Annotated in this window: 16 protein-coding genes; 7 read left to right on the top strand and 9 right to left on the bottom strand. The window is 35.8% G+C overall.

Annotated elements, in window-relative coordinates; translation table 11 throughout:
- Positions 1-49: 49 nt before the first annotated feature.
- Positions 50-865, bottom strand: a complete 816-nt coding sequence (locus AC3WRL_RS00540; protein ID WP_214834135.1) for a DUF4249 domain-containing protein — start codon at positions 863-865, stop codon at positions 50-52.
- A 3-nt stretch (positions 866-868) separates the two neighbouring features.
- A complete protein-coding gene (locus AC3WRL_RS00535) occupies positions 869-3,211 on the bottom strand; it encodes a TonB-dependent receptor (protein ID WP_214834138.1) in 2,343 nt (780 codons plus the stop codon).
- A gap of 458 nt (positions 3,212-3,669) precedes the next feature.
- Here AC3WRL_RS00535 and AC3WRL_RS00530 point away from each other — a divergent pair, with 458 nt between their 5' ends.
- The gene (locus tag AC3WRL_RS00530; protein ID WP_214834140.1) at positions 3,670-4,044 is read left to right on the top strand and encodes a VOC family protein; all 375 of its coding nucleotides are present in this window, start codon (positions 3,670-3,672) and stop codon (positions 4,042-4,044) included.
- A gap of 139 nt (positions 4,045-4,183) precedes the next feature.
- On the opposite strand, the gene AC3WRL_RS00525 is transcribed toward AC3WRL_RS00530, so the two are convergent.
- The 5 genes from AC3WRL_RS00525 to AC3WRL_RS00505 form a co-directional block, all read right to left on the bottom strand.
- Positions 4,184-5,794: a serine hydrolase domain-containing protein gene (locus tag AC3WRL_RS00525; protein ID WP_492329478.1), complete on the bottom strand. Its 1,611-nt coding sequence runs from the start codon at positions 5,792-5,794 to the stop codon at positions 4,184-4,186.
- 206 nt (positions 5,795-6,000) lie between these two features.
- Entirely contained in the window at positions 6,001-6,348 is a 348-nt protein-coding gene (locus AC3WRL_RS00520) for a 4Fe-4S dicluster domain-containing protein (RefSeq protein WP_214834146.1), read from the bottom strand.
- Between the two features lie 74 nt (positions 6,349-6,422).
- Positions 6,423-6,989, bottom strand: coding sequence for an NADPH-dependent FMN reductase (locus AC3WRL_RS00515; protein ID WP_492329477.1), 567 nt, complete (start codon positions 6,987-6,989; stop codon positions 6,423-6,425).
- Positions 6,990-6,995: 6 nt separating this feature from the next.
- Entirely contained in the window at positions 6,996-7,496 is a 501-nt protein-coding gene (locus AC3WRL_RS00510; RefSeq protein ID WP_492329476.1) for a DUF2480 family protein, read from the bottom strand.
- A gap of 26 nt (positions 7,497-7,522) precedes the next feature.
- A complete protein-coding gene (locus AC3WRL_RS00505) occupies positions 7,523-8,149 on the bottom strand; it encodes a superoxide dismutase (protein WP_492329475.1) in 627 nt (208 codons plus the stop codon).
- 191 nt (positions 8,150-8,340) lie between these two features.
- On the opposite strand from AC3WRL_RS00505, the gene AC3WRL_RS00500 reads away from it, so the two are divergent.
- Positions 8,341-8,961: a helix-turn-helix transcriptional regulator gene (locus AC3WRL_RS00500; RefSeq protein ID WP_214834157.1), complete on the top strand. Its 621-nt coding sequence runs from the start codon at positions 8,341-8,343 to the stop codon at positions 8,959-8,961.
- Between the two features lie 100 nt (positions 8,962-9,061).
- Positions 9,062-9,829, top strand: a complete 768-nt coding sequence (locus tag AC3WRL_RS00495) for a hypothetical protein (protein WP_261511656.1) — start codon at positions 9,062-9,064, stop codon at positions 9,827-9,829.
- Between the two features lie 25 nt (positions 9,830-9,854).
- Here the strand turns inward: AC3WRL_RS00495 and AC3WRL_RS00490 are convergent, their stop codons facing one another.
- Entirely contained in the window at positions 9,855-10,358 is a 504-nt protein-coding gene (locus AC3WRL_RS00490) for a DinB family protein (RefSeq protein ID WP_214834163.1), read from the bottom strand.
- Positions 10,359-10,764: 406 nt separating this feature from the next.
- Here AC3WRL_RS00490 and AC3WRL_RS00485 point away from each other — a divergent pair, with 406 nt between their 5' ends.
- Complete coding sequence (locus AC3WRL_RS00485; RefSeq protein WP_492329474.1) at positions 10,765-12,897, top strand: S8 family peptidase; 2,133 nt, start codon at positions 10,765-10,767, stop codon at positions 12,895-12,897.
- A gap of 198 nt (positions 12,898-13,095) precedes the next feature.
- Entirely contained in the window at positions 13,096-14,544 is a 1,449-nt protein-coding gene (locus tag AC3WRL_RS00480) for a serine hydrolase (protein WP_492329473.1), read from the top strand.
- Positions 14,545-14,560: 16 nt separating this feature from the next.
- Here the strand turns inward: AC3WRL_RS00480 and AC3WRL_RS00475 are convergent, their stop codons facing one another.
- Positions 14,561-15,187, bottom strand: a complete 627-nt coding sequence (locus AC3WRL_RS00475) for an RNA polymerase sigma factor (RefSeq protein ID WP_214834172.1) — start codon at positions 15,185-15,187, stop codon at positions 14,561-14,563.
- A gap of 267 nt (positions 15,188-15,454) precedes the next feature.
- Between AC3WRL_RS00475 and AC3WRL_RS00470 the strand changes: the two genes are divergently transcribed.
- Both AC3WRL_RS00470 and AC3WRL_RS00465 read left to right on the top strand, forming a co-directional pair.
- Entirely contained in the window at positions 15,455-16,402 is a 948-nt protein-coding gene (locus tag AC3WRL_RS00470; protein ID WP_261511661.1) for a FecR family protein, read from the top strand.
- A 72-nt stretch (positions 16,403-16,474) separates the two neighbouring features.
- Complete coding sequence (locus AC3WRL_RS00465; RefSeq protein WP_492329472.1) at positions 16,475-19,771, top strand: TonB-dependent receptor; 3,297 nt, start codon at positions 16,475-16,477, stop codon at positions 19,769-19,771.
- Positions 19,772-19,795: the final 24 nt, after the last annotated feature.

The raw sequence follows: 19,795 nt of genomic DNA, 5'->3' as shown, positions 1-19,795 counted from the left end.
GAAGAGGCTATTTCGGAATTTCCGAAATAGCCTTTTTTATCTGATATTATTAATTGGGTTGCTGGATAACAAAATCTCTTTTGCTAAGCGTATGCGCTGAAAAATATCCTAAAGCACCATTATTAATATTGCTTGGTGGATTGGCAGGGGTAACACCAGCACCACCGTCATCCATAATTTGAAGCAAAGCACTATAATAAGTAAATACATTATTGTCTATGGATTGCATTTCAACATGAATGGTATCTCCAACTACTACGAGAACATCATCAGGATCATCGCCGTCATCATTAGGCAGGAATAATGGCCTTTGGTTGGGTAATCCGTTATTTACATTATCTGAAAATACATTAAAGGTCTTCTTTGGTTTGTTGTTGACCGTAAAAGTAAAAAGATAGCGGTTTCCTAACGCTATAGGATCCGTAAAAATAGGTAAAAGGGTAAAAGTCGTTGTACCTCCGAAAACAAAAGAATCTTGTTTCAGACCTTCAAAATCTACGGCTGCAGGCATGGTACTCTGAGCAGTATATTGTTTTCCTTCGGCCTGTATTTTCAGACTATAGGTTCTACCGCTTACCCCGGTAAAAGCGTTCGTCTGGTATTTTCCGTCACCTATATACTGTAAGGTTTCTGTTTGGCCTGTATTATCACTTACAATAACCTCAGCATTGGTCACTGCGGGATATTGATTATTTTGTGTGAAACTAACGGATTTTGTTATTCTCACAATATAAGGTCCCGGTTGATCAGTAATATTTCCTTCAATGACAATGTTTCCACTTTTGTCAGCAAGATCAAGGTCGATCTCTTTTTCACAAGAGTTTAGTAAAAACAGGGATAATATGATAAAAAATGTATTCTTCATGATTTAAAATTTGAAATTATAAGTGATGTTTGGTACCCAACGGAATAATGAGGTCTGCATGGCGCGGGTTGTTCCCGGATTATTTGGATTATCTTCAAAAGTAATGGTGTAAGCATTCTCACGACCATAAATATTATAAATACCAAAGGACCATGAACCACGGAAACGTTTGTTAGAGTTAGAACTTGGCTCATATGTAGCACTTAAATCCATTCTGTGATAAGCCGGCATTCTATCCGCATTTCTACTGCTGTATTGAAAAACAGTTTCTCCGTTCAGCTCATATTTTCCTGTAGGGAAAGTAACAGCATTTCCTGTACTGTAAACAAATAATCCTGAGAAAGACCATTTTGGATTCAGTTGATAGGTGGCAACGATAGATAAATCATGGGTTTTATCCATTCTTGCATTATACCACTCATTATCATTGATTCCATTTATTTTTCTTTCAGTTTTAGATAAAGTATAGGAGATCCAACCTGTTAGTTTTCCGCTTTTCTTTTTTGCTATCAATTCTAAACCATAAGCTCTTCCTTTTCCAAACAGTAATTCACTTTCTACATCAGCTGCAGTATCAAAGGTGATTTGTGCACCATTTTTAAAGTCGATCTGATTTTGCATTGATTTGTAATAGATTTCAGCATTCAATTCGTAATTGTTATTATTGAAATTTCTGCTGTATCCTACGCTCACCTGATCTGCAATTTCAGGTTTTACTGTATAGCTGCTTCCAATCCACTGATCAGTAGGGTTTCCACTGCTGCTGTTGCTTAAAAGGTGCAGGTTTTGGGTATTACGGGAATATCCTCCCTTTACACTACTGACTTCGTTGATACGGTAATTGGCAGTAATACGTGGTTCAAGGTTGACATAGGTCTTTCCAAATTTCCCTTTTTCCAGAAATCGACTGTCTGTAAGAACTCCATTTTCGTATGAATTAAAAGTATCACCTCCTAAAACACTGAATCCGGAAAGTCTCAAACCATAATTAACGGTTAGTTTTTCTGTTGCTTTAAAATCATCATTGATATATACCGCATTTTCCCATGAGTATCTTGGATTTCTTGGAAAACTGCTTACACTGGTACCTGAAGCACTGCTCGGGGTAAGCGTATGATAAATCGATTGAAGACCAAAACGAACAGAATGTTTATTTCCTGCAAACCATGTAAAATCCTGTTTAAGATTCCAGTCCTGGATCTCAGAATTTAAACCAAATTTATTATCATTACTTTCCAGACTGATTTTATAGTTATAATCGCTGTAAATAAAGGATGTGTTGGAGAATAACTTACTGCTGATAATGCTATTCCAACGCAATGTCGCTGTTGTATTTCCCCAGTCTGTTGCGAAGGTTTTACCTACTCCCAGTACATCTCTTCCAAAATATCCGGATAGATAAAGACGGTTACTTTCGTTGATCTGATAATTCGCTTTTAAATTAAGATCATAGAAATACAATTTACTGTCTTTATAATCATCACTTCCCTTAAGAAATAAGTCAGCATAGGTTCTTCTTCCTGAAACAATAAATGAAGATTTTTCTTTTTGAATAGGTCCTTCTACACTCAGCCTGCTGCTGATTAATCCTATTCCGCCGTTGACATTATAATCCTTATTATTCCCATCCTTCATCTTCACATCCATTACTGAAGAAAGACGGCCACCATATTGCGCCGGACTGTTTCCCTTAATAATACTTGCATCTTTTAAAGCATCACTATTGAATGTACTAAAAAAACCAAGTAAGTGTGAGGCATTATAAACCGGTGCCTCATCCAATAATATCAGATTCTGATCGGTTGCTCCACCTCTTACACTGAATCCACTGCTTCCTTCACCATTACTTTTAATACCCGGCAATAACTGAATGGTCTTCATTACATCTTTTTCTCCAAATAAAACCGGCAGTTTTTCGATATTTTTAATACTTAATGTTTCAGTACCCATCTGGGCAGTTGAAAGATTCTTATCTTTTTTTACACCTGTAATAATAACTTCATCAATCTTTGCTGTTCTTTCTACCTCTTCTTCCTGACTGAGAGGGAGATCCAGCTTGATATTCTGATCAACTTTTATAGTTTGTTCAAAATCTTTGTAGCCGGGATAAGAAATAATCATGGTATAATTTCCTTCTGGCAAGGATAAAGAGTAGAAGCCATATTCATTGGCTACAACATTAATCGAAGGGTCTTCAGCTACTTTTACAGCAACTCCGATCATGAGTTCCCCGTTTTTCTGGTCTTTTATAGTCCCACTAACGGAAAATTTTTGTTGCGCTATAGCCACAGTGCTGAAACAGAGCGCAGCAGAGGCAGCAGCAATTTTAAAAAAAGATGTTTGCATTCAGTTTATTTTTTAAAGTAGTAGAGTTTTTTAAATAGTAGTAGAATTTATTTGGTGTTTGTTACATGGGGAAAGAAGAGAAGTTCAATTTTACCGAGAAACCAGTATGAAGATCTACTGAGAAACCAGTATAAAGAAAAAATTGATTACAATTTTACAGGTTTTAGTGAATGGTTTTTAGGTTAAAATAGTTTCTTTGAAAATCTGCAATGCGAAAATAGGTATTTTAGTTTTTAAAATGTACTCAGGTATATTATTTTTCAAACAAATGTGATTTTTCCCCTTTGGCTGTAGCCTAATGAGAGGTCATTTACGAAATTCGTTTCATCTTGTTGCAGAGATTTAATAGTTGGTTATCAAGGTCTATAACTGAGAAATCATAAAAATATTTGATCAATGATCAAAAAAAATAATAATTTTAACGCCTGTGCTAATTTTTAAACACTAAAACAATAAACATGAAAAAAGTAACAGGTATTGGTGGCATATTTTTCAAATGCAAAGATCCTAAACAAATGCAAGAGTGGTATAAAACCCATCTTGGCTTAGACACAAATGACTATGGTGCGACTTTTGAATGGCGAGAGGCTGAGGATCCTAGCAAAGAAGGAGCTACACAATGGAGTCCTTTTGCTGAGAATACAAAATATTTTGAACCCTCCACAAAAGAATTTATGATCAATTACAGAGTGGCAGATCTTGAAGCTCTCGTTGAAGAGCTTAAGAAAGAAGGAGTAACGATTGTAGATGAAGTAGCAACCTATGACTATGGAAAATTTGTTCACATTATCGATGTGGAAGGAAATAAGATTGAGTTGTGGGAGCCAAAATAAGTTGAGTTCGAAATATAACAGGAAATCAACAAAATTTCAAACCCATTATTGAAGATTAAAGTATCCCTTACTGGATTAGTAGGGGATATTTTTATAAAAATACGTTTGATGATTTCAGTGAAACTTTAGTGTGTTACTCTTATTTAGAGTCTTTTAGCAGCAGAATACCCCAGAAAAAATGATCTGGTGGCAATGAATCCCAATAATTGTAGGCGTGTCCGGAATCTGATTTGTAATGAAGCGTATATTGTCCACGGGGTAAAATAATTTCCTCGCAGACCTTTTGATTTTTAAATGCACCGCCTGCTGATGTGGAAGGTTTTCCCTGCATGCGCCAGACAGTTTGACCGGCATTGTTATCTATCCATCCATAATCGCACCAGGAACTGCCATCTCCTGAACAATTTTCACCTACAGCGTACACTTTTATAGAAGTAGCATGTAAGAGTTTGAAAGTGCGGTTTATATCCTTATTAATTCCAACATTTCTAATATCGGCGATAATCTTACCATTGGGGATATGATTTTCCTTGGCATCATATTTTTTTTGATAAACATTATAAAGTTGTTGTGCTTTTAAAGTATCTCCTTTTTTCAATGCCATCGTAGCATTAGTAATTAATTCTTTGTTTTCCAGATCATTTTCCGTCTTTTCATTGTTATTAATAAAACAGAGATAAAGCAACTGACCTACAGGAGACATTAGCAGATCACCGTCGCCCAGTGGAAAAGGCTGACTAAGCTGATCCATATTACACATAACGATTAAGGTCAGATGTATTGAAGGTATCTTTACAAAAAGTGCAGATTCTCCTGTTGATTGTCCGTAATGCCAGTAATAGTCTACGCCTTTATAGGATTGTACAAACCATCCCAGTCCATAAGGAGTAGCAATTCCGTTATTGGTTTTATGGGCTGTATAAACTTCCTTTTGTGAAGCAGCTGAGATAAATTGATTGTGATCAATCGCATCTGAATACTTTAAAATATCACTTACACTGGTAGCTAAACCACCAAAGGCACCGAATTCATTTAGATATTCACTGTGGATAGCATGACCCGAATTATCCACTTCGTAAGGCTTAGCCAGGCGGTTGAATGTTGTGTCAAAGAAAGGCAATACATTGGGATTTAGTTTGCTGTAGTCATAGAATTGATCTAAGGTTATTGCAGGAGCTGAAGATGTCATTTTTAAAGGGATGATGATTCTTTCCATGAGCAGACTGTAAAATGGTTTACCAGATGCTTTTTCAATGACCTTTCCCAAAAGTCCGTAGCGATAGCCGTTATATTGAAAATAGGTTCCCGGAATACCCTCGGAAGTATGTGTTAATAGGTGTCTTACAGTAATTTTGGAATTACCTAAATCGATGCCATATTGAGTGACAGGATCGTCAAGGTTTAGTTTATGCTGTTCCACTAATTCCATAAGTAATGTAGAAGTGAACGTTTTGGTAACTGATGCTACACGGAAAGAAGTTTGAGGAGTAGCAGGAATATTTTGTTCCATATCTGCATATCCATAACCTTGTTCCAGTAGAATGGCATTTCCCTGTTGTACTGCTGCAGCCATTCCTGGGATCTTTAACTGTATACGAATAGAATCTAGCTTAGCACTGAATAGCTCAGCACTTGTTTGTTTTTGTGCGCAGATAGTTTTAACAGCAGCGATCGATAATAAAAAGACTGCATATTTTATAAACTTGTTATTAAAGTATTGATAATGGATTGATTGGGTCACTTTTTCCATTTTTTCCAGAATAAAACTAATCAGATTCTTTTGGTCGTGCAAGTGTAAATTTCATTTTGTTGACTGATACGGGTGAGATTCTTTTCCAACCGTTCTTTGCGTGAAATAAAATTAGCTTATCAAGTATGAAAAAATGCAGATAAAGCAGAAAAGAATCTAAAAATTAGATTCTTTTCTTATACTTTAACTTAAAGTCATTTCATTTGTCAGGTATGCAGAAATCTCTGCCGATTAAGTAATACTTCCTCCGTTTCCCGATGATCGGGATCATCTACACAACAGTCTACAGGACATACCGCCTTACATTGTGGCTCATCGTGAAACCCTTTGCATTCTGTACATTTTCCGGCAACGATGTAATAAACGTCGTCAGAAACAGCTTCATTAAAGGCACTGGCATCTACTTCTGTACCATCAGGAAATACTGTTTTTCCGGAAAGTTTTGTTTTATCCTGCCATCGCCAGTCAATGGCACCCTCATAAATAGCGGAATTAGGACATTCAGGTTCGCAAGCTCCGCAGTTAATGCATGCGTCTGTTATTGTTATTGCCATTTCATCAATACTTTAGATTCTATGATCAGTAAATAATCTAGCATGATTCGTGCCGATGATTAATTTTATCCGTCTTAATCTGCATTATTATATATTATCTTTTCTATCCTGTTGGTGGTAGCGATATGAATCAGCCTGTCGAGCTTATCTGAATACATGGAAGAAATTTTATTGTCCTGATCAAATAAAGAGGTTCTGATCATTGGAACACTAAAAGGTAATGGCCACGCCCGTAATGATTTTGCAATAGCATCCATTGTATTGATCCCCTGCATAGCCTGTAGCCCATCGGCCCAACAAACTAAACCAACCGTTTTATCTGTAAGGTATGGCTGATCCCTGTCAGCAGTTACTTCAAGCCAGTCCAGACAGTTTTTCATAACTCCCGGAATACTTCCGTGATAAAGAGGTGCCAACCAGAAATGGATATCAGCATCAAGAAATAATTGAGTCATGCGTTCTACTGCTAACGGTGTTTTGGTAAGTGTGATATCATAAAGAGGAATACCAGAATCTGCAAGAGCAAAAGTTTCATGGGTAACACCCAGTAGATCAAGTTTCTCAGTAAAGTATTTTGAAATGAGCCCGGAAGTTGATTTTGGTCTTCTTTCCAGGGCACCATTAAATATAATTGCTTTCATTTTGTTTTAATTTTTAAATATAACTTTTGGCAGGCCTATTTCACCATACATGAGGCTTTTAACAAAAGGTTTCAGTAGTCGGGTTGCTAATAAATAAAGTGCGGGATCGGTATCTGATCTTGCCTTAATAACTACTTTTTGATCCTTATATTGTCTGAGATCAGCATTGATAAGTTTATCTTTCCAAAGATCTAAAAGAACTTTTTCCACGCTGTTTAGATCAGTATAAATAGTATGGGGATATAGTTTATCCATTATTAACATAAAAGCCCATGGTGGAATGATAGCCTCCGTAGAACAGATTAAAGCTACGGCTTTTCCGGCATATACAGAGTAATCTATTGCGGATATTGATTCTTTAAATTCTTTCTCTTTGACAATCATTCCCATGAAAAGATGTTCTTTGAGATCGAGTTCAGCAATATCTACTGAAGGTTTGTAATCCCAAAGGTCAAATGATATAATTCCTGAGGTTTCTGCCTTATTGATTAAAATTTTCTGATCCATAATTAAATGTCAAAACTTTTTAATAGCTATTTGATTTTTGAAAGAGCTTCTTCATATTTTTTTTCTACCGATGACCAGTCCAGAACTGACCAGAAAGAATCCAGATAGTCTGCTCTTTTGTTTTGATAAGCCAAATAGTATGCATGTTCCCAGACATCTATTCCAAGAATAGGGAAGCCTCTGTTCGCCGATTGAAGATCCATCATAGGGTTATCCTGATTAGGAGTTGAACTAATAGCAAGTGAGCCACTGAATTTAACATACAGCCAAACCCATCCGGATCCAAACTGACCAAGCCCGGATTTTTTCATTTCTGCTTTAAGATTTTCCAGATTGCCAAAAGCCGTGGTAATAGCTTCACCTAATTTTCCTTCTGGATTTAATTTCGGTTGTGGGGATAAGGTTTCCCAAAATAAAGAGTGATTGTAATGTCCACCACCATTATTTCTGATGGCAGGGCTGTATTCACTTATTCTTTGTAATAGAGAATCCAAATCAGAATCTGTTTCCCCAGCCTGGTCAAGGGCAGCATTAAGATTATCAACATATGCTTTATGATGCTTCTGATGATGAATGGTCATCGTTTCTTTATCTATAAATGGTTCCAATGCATCGTAAGCATAAGAAAGCTCTGGTAATGTAAATGAGTTCATTATTTTGATTTTTTGATTAACGTGTTTCAAAGGTAATAATATATTTTAATTAAACAACTAATAAGTTGGTTAATTGCTTAAATGAAATAACTCTCAATACACTGATAATTATAATATTAAGTGATATTATAGTTAATTATAGAAAATGACTATATTTGTTGTAGGAAATAAAACAACTTATATATTGTCAAATGAATAAGCCAGCAACAGATCGTATCCTGATGTTTTTAAAGATGAGAGGCGAAGCTACTTCACTTCTTATCTCTAAAGAATTGTCTATAACAAAGGAAGGAGCGAGAAAGCATTTATTAAACCTTGCCCAGGAAGGATTGATTAAATCCGTTGCCAAAAGCGAAGGGGTAGGTCGTCCTTCTACATATTATGTGCTTACTGAAAAAGGATTAGCACAATTTCCTGATACACACGCAGATGTTACGGTACAGCTTCTTCGATCTGTAAAAAATCTTTTGGGTGAGAATGCTTTGGATTTGTTGATCAATGATCGGGAAAAGAATACATATCAGCGTTATGAAAAAGCATTGATTAAAGCTTCATCACTAGAACAACGTCTGGATATTCTGGCAAAGATCCGTAATGATGAAGGATATATGGCTGAGTGGAAAAAGGAAGGGCATGACTATTTTTTGATTGAAAATCATTGTCCTATCTGTGCTGCTGCTAGCGAGTGCCAGGGATTCTGTCGTGCAGAATTGTCTAATTTCCAGAATTTAATAGGTTCCCAATATAAAGTAGAACGGATAAAACATATTCTTTCAGGTGCGCAGCGTTGTGTATATAAGATCAGTGGATAATATATACTTTTAATCTCTTTCCGGAATTTGAAATAGGAATTGTATAAGTGAAACTTTCTAAATATGTAAATTGCATCAACCATACTCATGTAAAATTCATATGAATAAAAATATTTTAAGCCTTCCGTACTTTAAATGGGTTTTTATCATTTCGCTTATTGTAAATTATGGGTGCTCTAAAACGCCTAAAAAGCAAACTTTAAATGAAAGTAAAAGAAATTTAAATCCTGCTTTAAAGCCTCAAAAAGAGAATCCCATAATTGATATTAAAAAAGAACCTGCTGATTTTTTACCAAATGGGTACGTGATCTTTGAAAAATCCTATGGTGATTTAAATAAAGACGGAGTAGATGATTGTATTCTCATCATCAAAAAGACGGATCAAAGTAAAATTATTACAGATGAATACCGCGGAAAACTGGATCGCAACCGTAGGGGTATTATTATTCTCTTTAAGAAAAATGAAGGCTATGAATTGGCTTCAAAAAATTATGATTGTTTTTCATCGGAAAATGAAGATGGCGGAGTGTATTATGCTCCTGAACTATCTGTCTCTGCTGAAAAAGGAAATCTATATATTCATTATGCCCATGGACGATACGGATATTGGAGCTATACATTCAGATATAAAAATCCAGATTTTGAATTAATAGGCTACGATGAAAGCTCAAATACAGGTCCTGTAATTAACAGTGAAACCAGTATTAATTTTTTAACGGGAAAAAAACTTATTAAGGTCAATGTAAATGAAGGCGCTGAAAGTGGTGAAGAAAAATTTGAAAATACCTGGTCAAAACTTAAGTCATTAAAGAATTTTAATCTTTCAGAAATTAAAGATTTTGATGAGCTTGATTTCTCGGAATATTAGCAGATATTCATTCATTTATTTATTGTCAGATTTTACTACTCATTTCCTGAACTTCTTCTGCAGAAAAGCCATAGATCTGAGGTGTTTTTACATCAAGTAAATTAAGATAAATATAAAGTTCTCCTCTATGATGGATCTCATGTTCTATCATGGCACGAAGCCATTTCCATATGGTGATCTCATTATTTGCCGGAGTTAAACATTTTCGGTTGAGATCCTCATCAGAAAGGCTGCTAATAATTTCGATGGTTTGCCTGTGCATTTCATTAAAGTAGCTGATAATATTGTCATAGCCATCTGCCAATTCTTTTCCGCAACCCTGATAAGCACTTTTTCTTCCCAAAATAGTTTCCCCATACATAGACCTTTCAATAGCCGCAATATGCCTGATCTGATCACCGACGGTAAACTTTCCGGGTTTATATGAGAAATCCAGATGTTCAGGTCTGATAACCTCAATTAATCGATTGGTTCTTGCCCTAACTTTTTCATAATAATCAATAAATGATTGTGCGGATCTTATTTCCATTGTATTAATTTTTGTTTTATAGCACACGAAAAGAAATTATAATTGAGCCGAAAACTTTTTGTGAATATAAGAAAATATACTTTCTGTTAAAGCTAACAACTCTTGTAAGCGATCTGGAATACATTAAAATGATCATTTAACTAATTTTTTTTGCACAGCTGACGGTTGCACTATTTAATTATAAATAATTTTTTTTAAAATTTTAATTGCAACATTGTTGCGGTTTGTGTTTTTTTTATTATTATTGCAATTGAATTGCATTAATTTAAATTGATCTTACTGAAATGAAGAAATAAATCATTGATTAGTAAGAAATGCAGAATACTAAACAAATAAAGTTGTAGGACTGTGTTTGTATTTTCAGATAGCCTTTAATTTAAAAAACATACTTAACATTTTATCAATTATGAAAAAACAATTACTAGTAATTGGCGTTCTGTTCGCTGTTTTGGTCAGTGCCCAAGCCAATGATGATCTAAAAAGAGCATTTGAAAAACAAAACATACAGAACAACGAGAAGTTTGATTCTTATGCTGCAAAACACTACGGCTCGGCTAAGGCACCTGAGGTTCAAAAAGAAATTGAAGAGCAAAGAAGCAACTTAGCGGGTTTCCTACCGAATGGTAAGCCTTATTTCTATAAGAATCAGGATATAAGACAAGTACAGAATTCCAATGCTGATGCTTTAAATACGGTGGGCGGCGTAACTGGATTGACCAATGCTTATAAAGGAGAAAATATTAAGTTCACTATTTTTGATGGCGGAAGAGTATATGCCGGACATCCTGCATTTGATAATGCAGTTGGCAGAATTTCCAATAAAGAAGCAGCGACTCAAATTTATAGTGAACACTCAACAGGTGTCGCTGGTTTTATAGGAAGTAGGGCTTTAAATATCCAAGGAAATCTGAATGGAGTACCAGTTACAGGTAATATTCAGGGAGTTGCTGTGAATTCAACTATTGATTCCTACAGGTTTGCCCAGACAGTATTGCCCGGAAACACTACAGCGAGTAATGTATTTCAGAAGATATTGGCAGCACAGCCAAAAATTTCTAATCATTCATATGGGATCAATGCAGGCTGGGATATAAAAACTGCAGATGACGGCAGTTATTTCTGGTTATGGAATGGTGCTTTTGACAGTCCGGGTACTTCTTATGATACACAGGGAACTTACTTATCAAATGATCAGAATTATGATCAGATTGTATATAATAATCCTTCCTACATTATTATAAAATCTGCAGGAAACTATTTCGGAGACGGTCCTGATCGCCCGGGAACAACTACGTTTCCCAGATATTATGAAGATAATAATGGAAATTTAGTTCAATTTGCTTCTACAGATACTCTGCCAGCAACAAATTGTGCTCAGGGTTTTGATTGTATAGGGCAGGGCTCATTAGCGAAAAATATAATTGTTGTGGGTGCCACAGATGTGATCTCAACTAATAATTTCAAATATTCAACAGCAGCTGATGTTGTACATTCTGATTACAGCAGTGCCGGACCAAGGGATGATGGTGCGATAAAACCAGATATTGCAACGACCGGGACTAATGTGTTTTCCGCTTCTACTGCGGAGAATACAACAGGTAGTGTAAAGTATGATTATGGCAGTGGAACCTCATATTCAGCACCAGTTGTAACGGGAGTTATTGGTTTGTGGACACAGATTTATAAAGATCTTTTTTCTAATCAATTGTTAAATGCTGCCAGTGCCAAAACATTAATGGTTCATTCGGCTTCTGAAGCAGGAAACGTTGGCCCTGATCCATGGTTTGGATGGGGTTATATCAATGCCAGAAAAGGAGCTGAATTATTGGTCGGAAAAACTAATAACACTGTTATTTTTAATAATGAAACATTAAATAATGGTGTTGCCAATACTAAAATTATTAAAGCATCAGGATCGGAACCTCTTAAAGTGACTATCTCATGGATCGATCCCGCATATAACGTTCCAGCTAACTTAACCTGGGGACAGGTCTACAATAATAGAAGCTCCAGATTGGTCAATGATCTGGATTTAAGAATTATAGATACCACTACCAATACGGTATACACTCCCTGGAAACTTGATGCAAACAGTCCAATGACTCCGGCTACTAAAGGAGATAATACAGTAGATAATGTAGAGCAAGTAGTGATTGATGCTCCGGTTACAGGCAGAAATTACAGAGTGGAAATTACCAATAAAGGCAATTTAGTTAATAATGCCGGCGCTGGTGCTCCTCAGGATTATTCTATTATAGCCACCGGTTTTAGTCAGGAAGTTCTTGCAACCAGTGAGAAAGGAAAAGAAGAAAGCAATATAGTAATTGCCCCTACGATTACCAAAGATATCGTTAAAGTATTGAAAGCCCCGAGAAATTCAACGTTCAATATTTATGATCTTTCCGGGAAGAAGATACAAAGTGGAATAATTAATAATGATGAAGTAAGTGTAGATCTGTCTTCAAGTGTAAAAGGTATTTATATCATTGAAGTAAAAACAAATAAAGAAACAATCTCTAAAAAGATTATTAAAGAATAAACCGTAATTCTCTATTCTACTATTTTTTATGTGTGCAAAGACATTATTATGCTAAATAATAGTTTTAATTCTATGAAGTAGCTATTAGATGACCTTGCTTATTTACGATAACCTGCAGTATTATGTTGCAGGTTATTTATTTGGTATTTATATGTAATACATTTGTTGTTAGTATTGTCTTATTACAAACTACCCAGAATGAAAACTTACTTTTTGCTTATTATTTCTATGCTTTCACCCTTCTTTTATGGTCAGAGCACGACAGCAGCTGTTGATGCTATTATTAAAAGAGAAATGACTGAGCGAAAAATTCCGGGATTACAGATCGCCGTTGTGCAAAACGGAAAAATTATTTTAAAAAAATCGTATGGTACAGCGTATGTACAGGATCATATTCCTGTTACAGATACAACCATTTTTCCTATTAACTCGTGTACAAAAGTGTTTACAGCTACAGCTATCATGCAGTTGACGGAGGAAGGGAAAGTAGATTTATCAGCTCCTGTTTCGAAATATCTGGATGACCTTCCAGAAACATGGAAAAAAGTGACAGTTGAGCAAATGATGACTCATATTTCGGGATTTCCCGATTTGCTAAGACTGTTTGATCCCAATACAGGTAACGCATCGAAAACTGAAAAAGAAATATGGGAGGAGCTAAAGACGGTTCCTATGATTTTTAAAACAGGAGACCAGTTCAGTTATAACCAAACGAATTATTATTTGTTAGGGAAGATCATTGAAAAATTTAGTGGAGAACCTTTTGATCAGTTTTTTAAAAATCGACAGTTTCAACAGGTTGGTATGACTAATACTTTATTTGGAGATTCAAGAGATGTTATTCCTCATTTTGCACCCACTTACCGGTATAGAAGCCTAAACGGAACCCAGGGAAAATGGGTGAATGATTACTTTATATTTCCGGATTTCAGCAGAACAGGTTCGGGAGTCAACAGTACCGCTGAAGATATGGCAAAATGGATTATTGCTTTGGAAAGTGGTAAACTCCTGAAAACCCCTGAAGCATTAAACAGAATGTGGTCACCTATAAAAATGAATGATGGAAGCCCCACAGCCTGGGCTCCAGGATGGGGTATCGCGAAATTCCGGACCAAACACAAAGCAGTAGGGATGTCAGGAGGTAGTAGGTCTGCATTTCTGGTTTATCCTGATGATCATTTAGCGGTCATTGTTCTTACTAATCTGGGAGGAAGTTCTCCTGAAGATTTTCTTGAAGAGCTTGCAGCCGTTTATAATCCAGACATTATAAAAGCCGATCCCGTTACTTTTCTCAGAATGAATTTAAAAAAGATTGGTTTTGATAAAGCCATAGAATTAGTTGATTCCGAAAAGAAAAGAAATCCTGATTTTAAGCCACAGGAATTTGAGCTTAATGAATGGGGCTACAGAATGATGTCAAGAAATGAGCTCAAAAATGCATCTGAAATTTTTAAGTTAAATGTCTATCTATTTCCAGATAGCTCGAATGCTTATGACAGCTATGGAGAAGTATTACTAAAGTTAGGGAGTAAAGATCAGGCAGTTAAAATGTATCAAAGATCAATGGATATGAATCCTGACAATGAAAATGGGAAAAATGTTCTGAAGAAGTTAAGTGAAGAAAGATCTAAATCTATTTCTAAATAATAATTTTAAAGAAACTCTAAGAATAAAAATTAGGCATCATTTCCATAAGAACCAGTAATGAAATTAGCTTTTTAGAGGATTCGTAATTCGGATTTAGCTGTTCCCTTATTTCATTTAAAGCCTTACTTAAATTGTTACTGACCGTTTTATTACTTAAATTAAGTGCTTCTGCGGTTTCAACAACAGACATATTCTTTCGGATACGTAAGTCGTATACCTTCTGCTCAGTCGGGGTAAGGTGAGAAATTACTTCGTCTATCATTGTAAAGAGTTCGGCAATATCATTATCTTCAAGTATCTCTGCATACTCAGAATCGGTTATTTCAGATAAAAAATCTTCTGACTCATCCACATATACTTCCTGTATTTTTTTAATACTTGCGTAATAATCAAGAATACGGTAGTGTATAAAACGGAATAAATAACCTTTAGCACTTTCATCTTCATCGGTCTGTACGAATTCAGGATTTTCAAGAATTCTGATCCATAGGTTTTGCAATAGCTCTTCCGTAGCTTCTCTATCCTTCGTACGCATAAAGATCATCGTATAGAAACTATCCCAATATCGTTCATACAATATCACAAAAGCAGGGCGGTCGCCTGATTTTATTTTCTTTAATAAAATATCGTCTGTAGGTTTCATAATTTCTAGTACAAATTTACCTAAACTAATATTAATGTTTTATGAATTATCCAGCCTGTAAGGTTAAATATTTCTGAAAAAAAATCACGTTTTCCATCTTTAATGTGTAGGATTGTTCATAAATGTATTGTTTTTGTTGAAAAAATGACGCCAATGTTAATGATATATTAAATAGCGTTTGGGAAGTTTTTCTTTTTGCCCAGTATTATAAGTGAGGGTATTTACGAAACTAATACAACAGAAAAACTAATACAACAAAATTATAAAGTGAAGAAATTGAACTACAGCAAGGCCGAGGCATTTGTTTTTAAATTATGGGGCAGGGAAGTATCCGGCGATAAGATCTCAGAGAAAGAATCAGAAGTCTTGGAATTGTGGAAGAATGAAACTATAAAAGATCTGGATAAAAAACATGTTCAGGAATCCAAAATAAGAGTACTCTCAGGTTTGGAATCCTACTTTGCAAGTCCGGTGAGAAACAATGTGTTTTATCTGAGAAAGAAATTTTATAGTGCCGCTGCTGTATTTCTTATTCTATTTGGTCTTACGGGTTTCTTTACTTATCAATTTTTCATTAAACCTGATGTATATGTCGCTGTAGATGCTAACCGTACTATAAAACTGGAAGACGGATCTACAGTAATGCTTTTGCCTGGTGCAAAACTTACCGTTGAAAAATCTTTTCCAGCTAAAACAAGGATAGTGGATTTACAAGGGGATGCCATATTTAAAGTAGCTAAATCCAAAATCCATCCATTTATAGTTCGTGCAGATGGTTTCAGTACAAGAGTAATGGGTACGGTATTCAAGGTAATGCAGAGAGGAGGACAAAAAACAGTGGAATTGTATGAAGGTAAAGTTGCTGTTTCTTCACCAGGAACTGCTGTTTCTTACCTTACCCCTAATCAGAGATGGACAAACTTTGGAGCTCCACATACGGCCGCGGTAATTACTGAGAAAACTGATATAAAATCTGGAAAAAAGACTTCAGTATTACTGACGCTGACCTTCAATGATGTCACGTTCAGGAGTATCATGGAGGTTTTATATAAAAACTATGGAATCAGTATCAAATACCCGGAAGAAATAGCTGAAAAGAAAATTACAGCAGATCTTACAGGAAGCAGCTGGGATGAAAATGTAGAAGCACTCGCATTTATAACGGGGCTTGAGGTGCATAAAGAAAATAATACCACTTATATATTAAAAAAATAGTAACAGGATTATTAGATGGAGTTTACGAACAGAATTATGAGTCAGTCAGTAATAAAAAGTGGTGTTAAAAATATGAGAAACTTGAAATGCAGTCTTACAGTAGCGGTGATCTTCTTTGCCACAACAATAGACGCGCAGGAGCTAACAATGAAAGTGTCTTTTTCTGCTCCGGCAGGAAGACCTTTGATCAGCACATTAGAAGAATTAGCAGATAAAGCAAGGATGCGTTTGGTCTACTCAAAATCAGATATAAAAGATCTTAAAGTGGGAGAGGTAAAGTGTGATAACATTCCTGTAACCGACTGTCTGAAGAATATTACAGATAATCTTCCGGTAGCGGTGCGCCAAAGAGGAGAACTGATCTCAATACGATATCAGGGATCTAATAGGTCTGTGTCTTCTGTACAAGGAAATGGAAAACTTACCGGAAAGATCGTAGATGAAGTGGGAAATCCAGTTGTAGATGCAGAGGTAAATGTAGCAGGTAAAACAACAGTAACAGATAACAACGGAGATTTTAATTTCAGTATTCCTTCAGGGATTTATACACTGACCGTTAAAGCATCTGGTTACAGCTCTTTAAGAGTGGAGAAATTAAAGATAGGTAATGAGGAAACGAATATGGTTTCTTTCGCCATGAAACATATTTCTTCAGATAAAGAAACCAGTATTAAAGAAGTCGTGATTACCGGAACACGTAAAGCAGATACCCAGGCAGGGCTTTTGGCACAGCAAAAGAAGGCTGCCCAAATGAGTGATGGAATTTCGGCTGAACAAATTTCCAAAACACCGGATAGCGATGTTGGGGGAACCCTAAAAAGAGTAACAGGGATTACCACGATAGATAATAAATATGTGGTCGTTCGGTCAATGGGAGAGCGATGGAATACCGCTGCAATGGACGGGATTAATCTACCAAGTACAGAAGCTTATAATCAGAACTTTTCTTTTGATATTATCCCTACTGCAATGGTAGAAAGTGTTGTAGTAAGTAAAACAGCAACGCCGGATATGAATGCCAGTTTTGCCGGTGGATATGTGGAAGTAAGGACGAAAGATATTCCGAATGAAAATTTTACGACGGTGAATGTAGGTTCTTCTTACAATGATGTCACGACATTTAAAGAATTCATTTCCAAAAAACGGGGGAAATACGATTACTGGGGTTATGATGACGGAACAAGAGATTTTCCTAAAGGCTTAGTAGCAACTGACTGGAATAACCCTTTATTTTTTGAACAGTCCAAGCAGTTTACCAATGATAATTTTACGAATTACGCTACCAAAGCTAATCTGAACTCTAATATGCAGATTGCTTTAGGGAGAAACTTTAAACTGAACAATAATAATAAATGGGGTTTTGCTGCTGCCATTACAACAAGAAACGAACAGAATAAACTGGATATTGACCACACTGGAAGAGGAGGGTGGATGGATAATGCTACTCCGGTTAACAACTGGCAAGAGCTGGGAGTTGCTCCGGTACGTTTTGCAAATTTTAAAAATAAAGGAGCTTCTTACACTTATAACTCTACGATTGGAGGAATGCTGAACTTCGGTCTACAGCTTGGAAAAAACAGAATCTCCTTCCGTAACTCTTATACCCATATTTATGATCAGACCCTGACAAGAATTACAGGATGGAATGAATATGTGGGTGGAAATGGAGATGCAACAGATTCTTACAACTATTTTTATTATGGTTTAAATCCTAATAATACAGATCCGAAACTTCTGGATAAGCCAATTACGGAAACAACTGACTATCCAGTTTATCAGACTTTGTTGCAGAACAAGCTGGAAGGTAATCATAAAATAGGAAATAAAGAAATCAGCTGGTTTGCAGCAAGAACTGGTGTGACTTCCGATACAAAAGACTATACCCAGTATCGCACAAACTATAATTTCATAGGAAATGAGATTTTGAGTTACAATCAGATTTACAATTCTCAGGATAATTTTGCAAGAGGTTATATTGCCAATAAAGAAACAGATTACAATTATGGTGCTGCATTAAAATGGAGTATGGATTCTGAAAATTTTAAAAATGATGTTAAAATAGGGTATGCCGGAGCTATAAAGAATAATACAAATCAGCAGCAAAAATTTTTCCTGAGAGTAGATGAAAACCGTGATGTTCCGAACAGTGAAAAAAACAGTCTGATCATGTATGGTTCTCTTGCTGGTTGGTTTGATGGTTCACATTATAATCCAGGTGGTATTGGATGGCAGACGAAAGCACTTTATAAAAATGATAAATATGAAGGGAAAGTTACGCAACATGCACCTTTCATTATGTTCGATAACCGTTGGAATAAACTGAGACTGGTTTGGGGAATGCGAGCTGAGTATTTCAAATATGATCTTATTTCCCAGCAACAGGATCCTAACGACCCTAAAAGTGTTATAAAAGAGCCTATTAAAGAAAAAGCATGGCAATGGATGCCATCAGCAAACTTCACCTACAGCCCTTTAAACAGTATGAATGTAAGACTGGCTTATAACAGATCTGTCATCCGTCCCCAGTTTAATGAAAGAACAGGACTACCTTATTTTGATCCGATTGCAAACGGTCTTATCTATAATACAGAAATGACATCATCGGTAATCAATAATTATGACTTCAAGTTTGAATGGTTCCCTGGATTAGGAGAGATTATTTCTGCGGGACTTTACTATAAAGATATTGACAGGCCAATAGAACGGGAAGGATATATTTCTGCAGAAGGAAACCTGTTTCTTTATAATGGAAATTCTAAAAATGCCAAATTAAAAGGATTTGAGGTGGAAGTAAGAAAGAGCCTTGGCTTTATCAGAGAAAATACTTTCCTGAAAGACCTTTTTATCAGTGGAAACTTTACATATAATGATACTAAGGTAGTTGCTTTTAAAGACAGATATAAAACGCAGGACACAGATGCAACCTATGAGGTAAGCCGTCCGCTGTATGGGCAGACTCCTTATGCTTACAACCTGGGATTATTATACAACGGAGATCGTCTGGGACTGAGCTTTTTATACAATGCAAAAGGGGATCAGTATATTACTGTGGGGTACGCTTATATTGGAGAAGAGATACAACGGCCTTATGCAGTAGCGGATGCTCAGATTTCATATAAACTTTTAAAAGATAAGAATCTGGAGTTCAAATTTAATGTAAGAAACCTATTCAACAGAGTAAGGGAATACTACAATAATTTCAATTCATATTCAGTGTCTAAGGGTGGTGGAAGCTCTTTTGATACACAAAGAGAATCATTGGGACTTTTACCCGGAGCTACAGATAAATATGATAAAGATATTGATAGAATATTGTTCAGGGCCTACAATGGAAGAACATTTGGGTTATCTGTAAGCTATAGCTTTTAGATAAGAGAAAATAGAAAATTTAGC

This window comes from Chryseobacterium sp. FW101-FHT12H09 (assembly GCF_058790395.1).
This window is presented reverse-complemented; position numbering and strand designations above follow the sequence as displayed.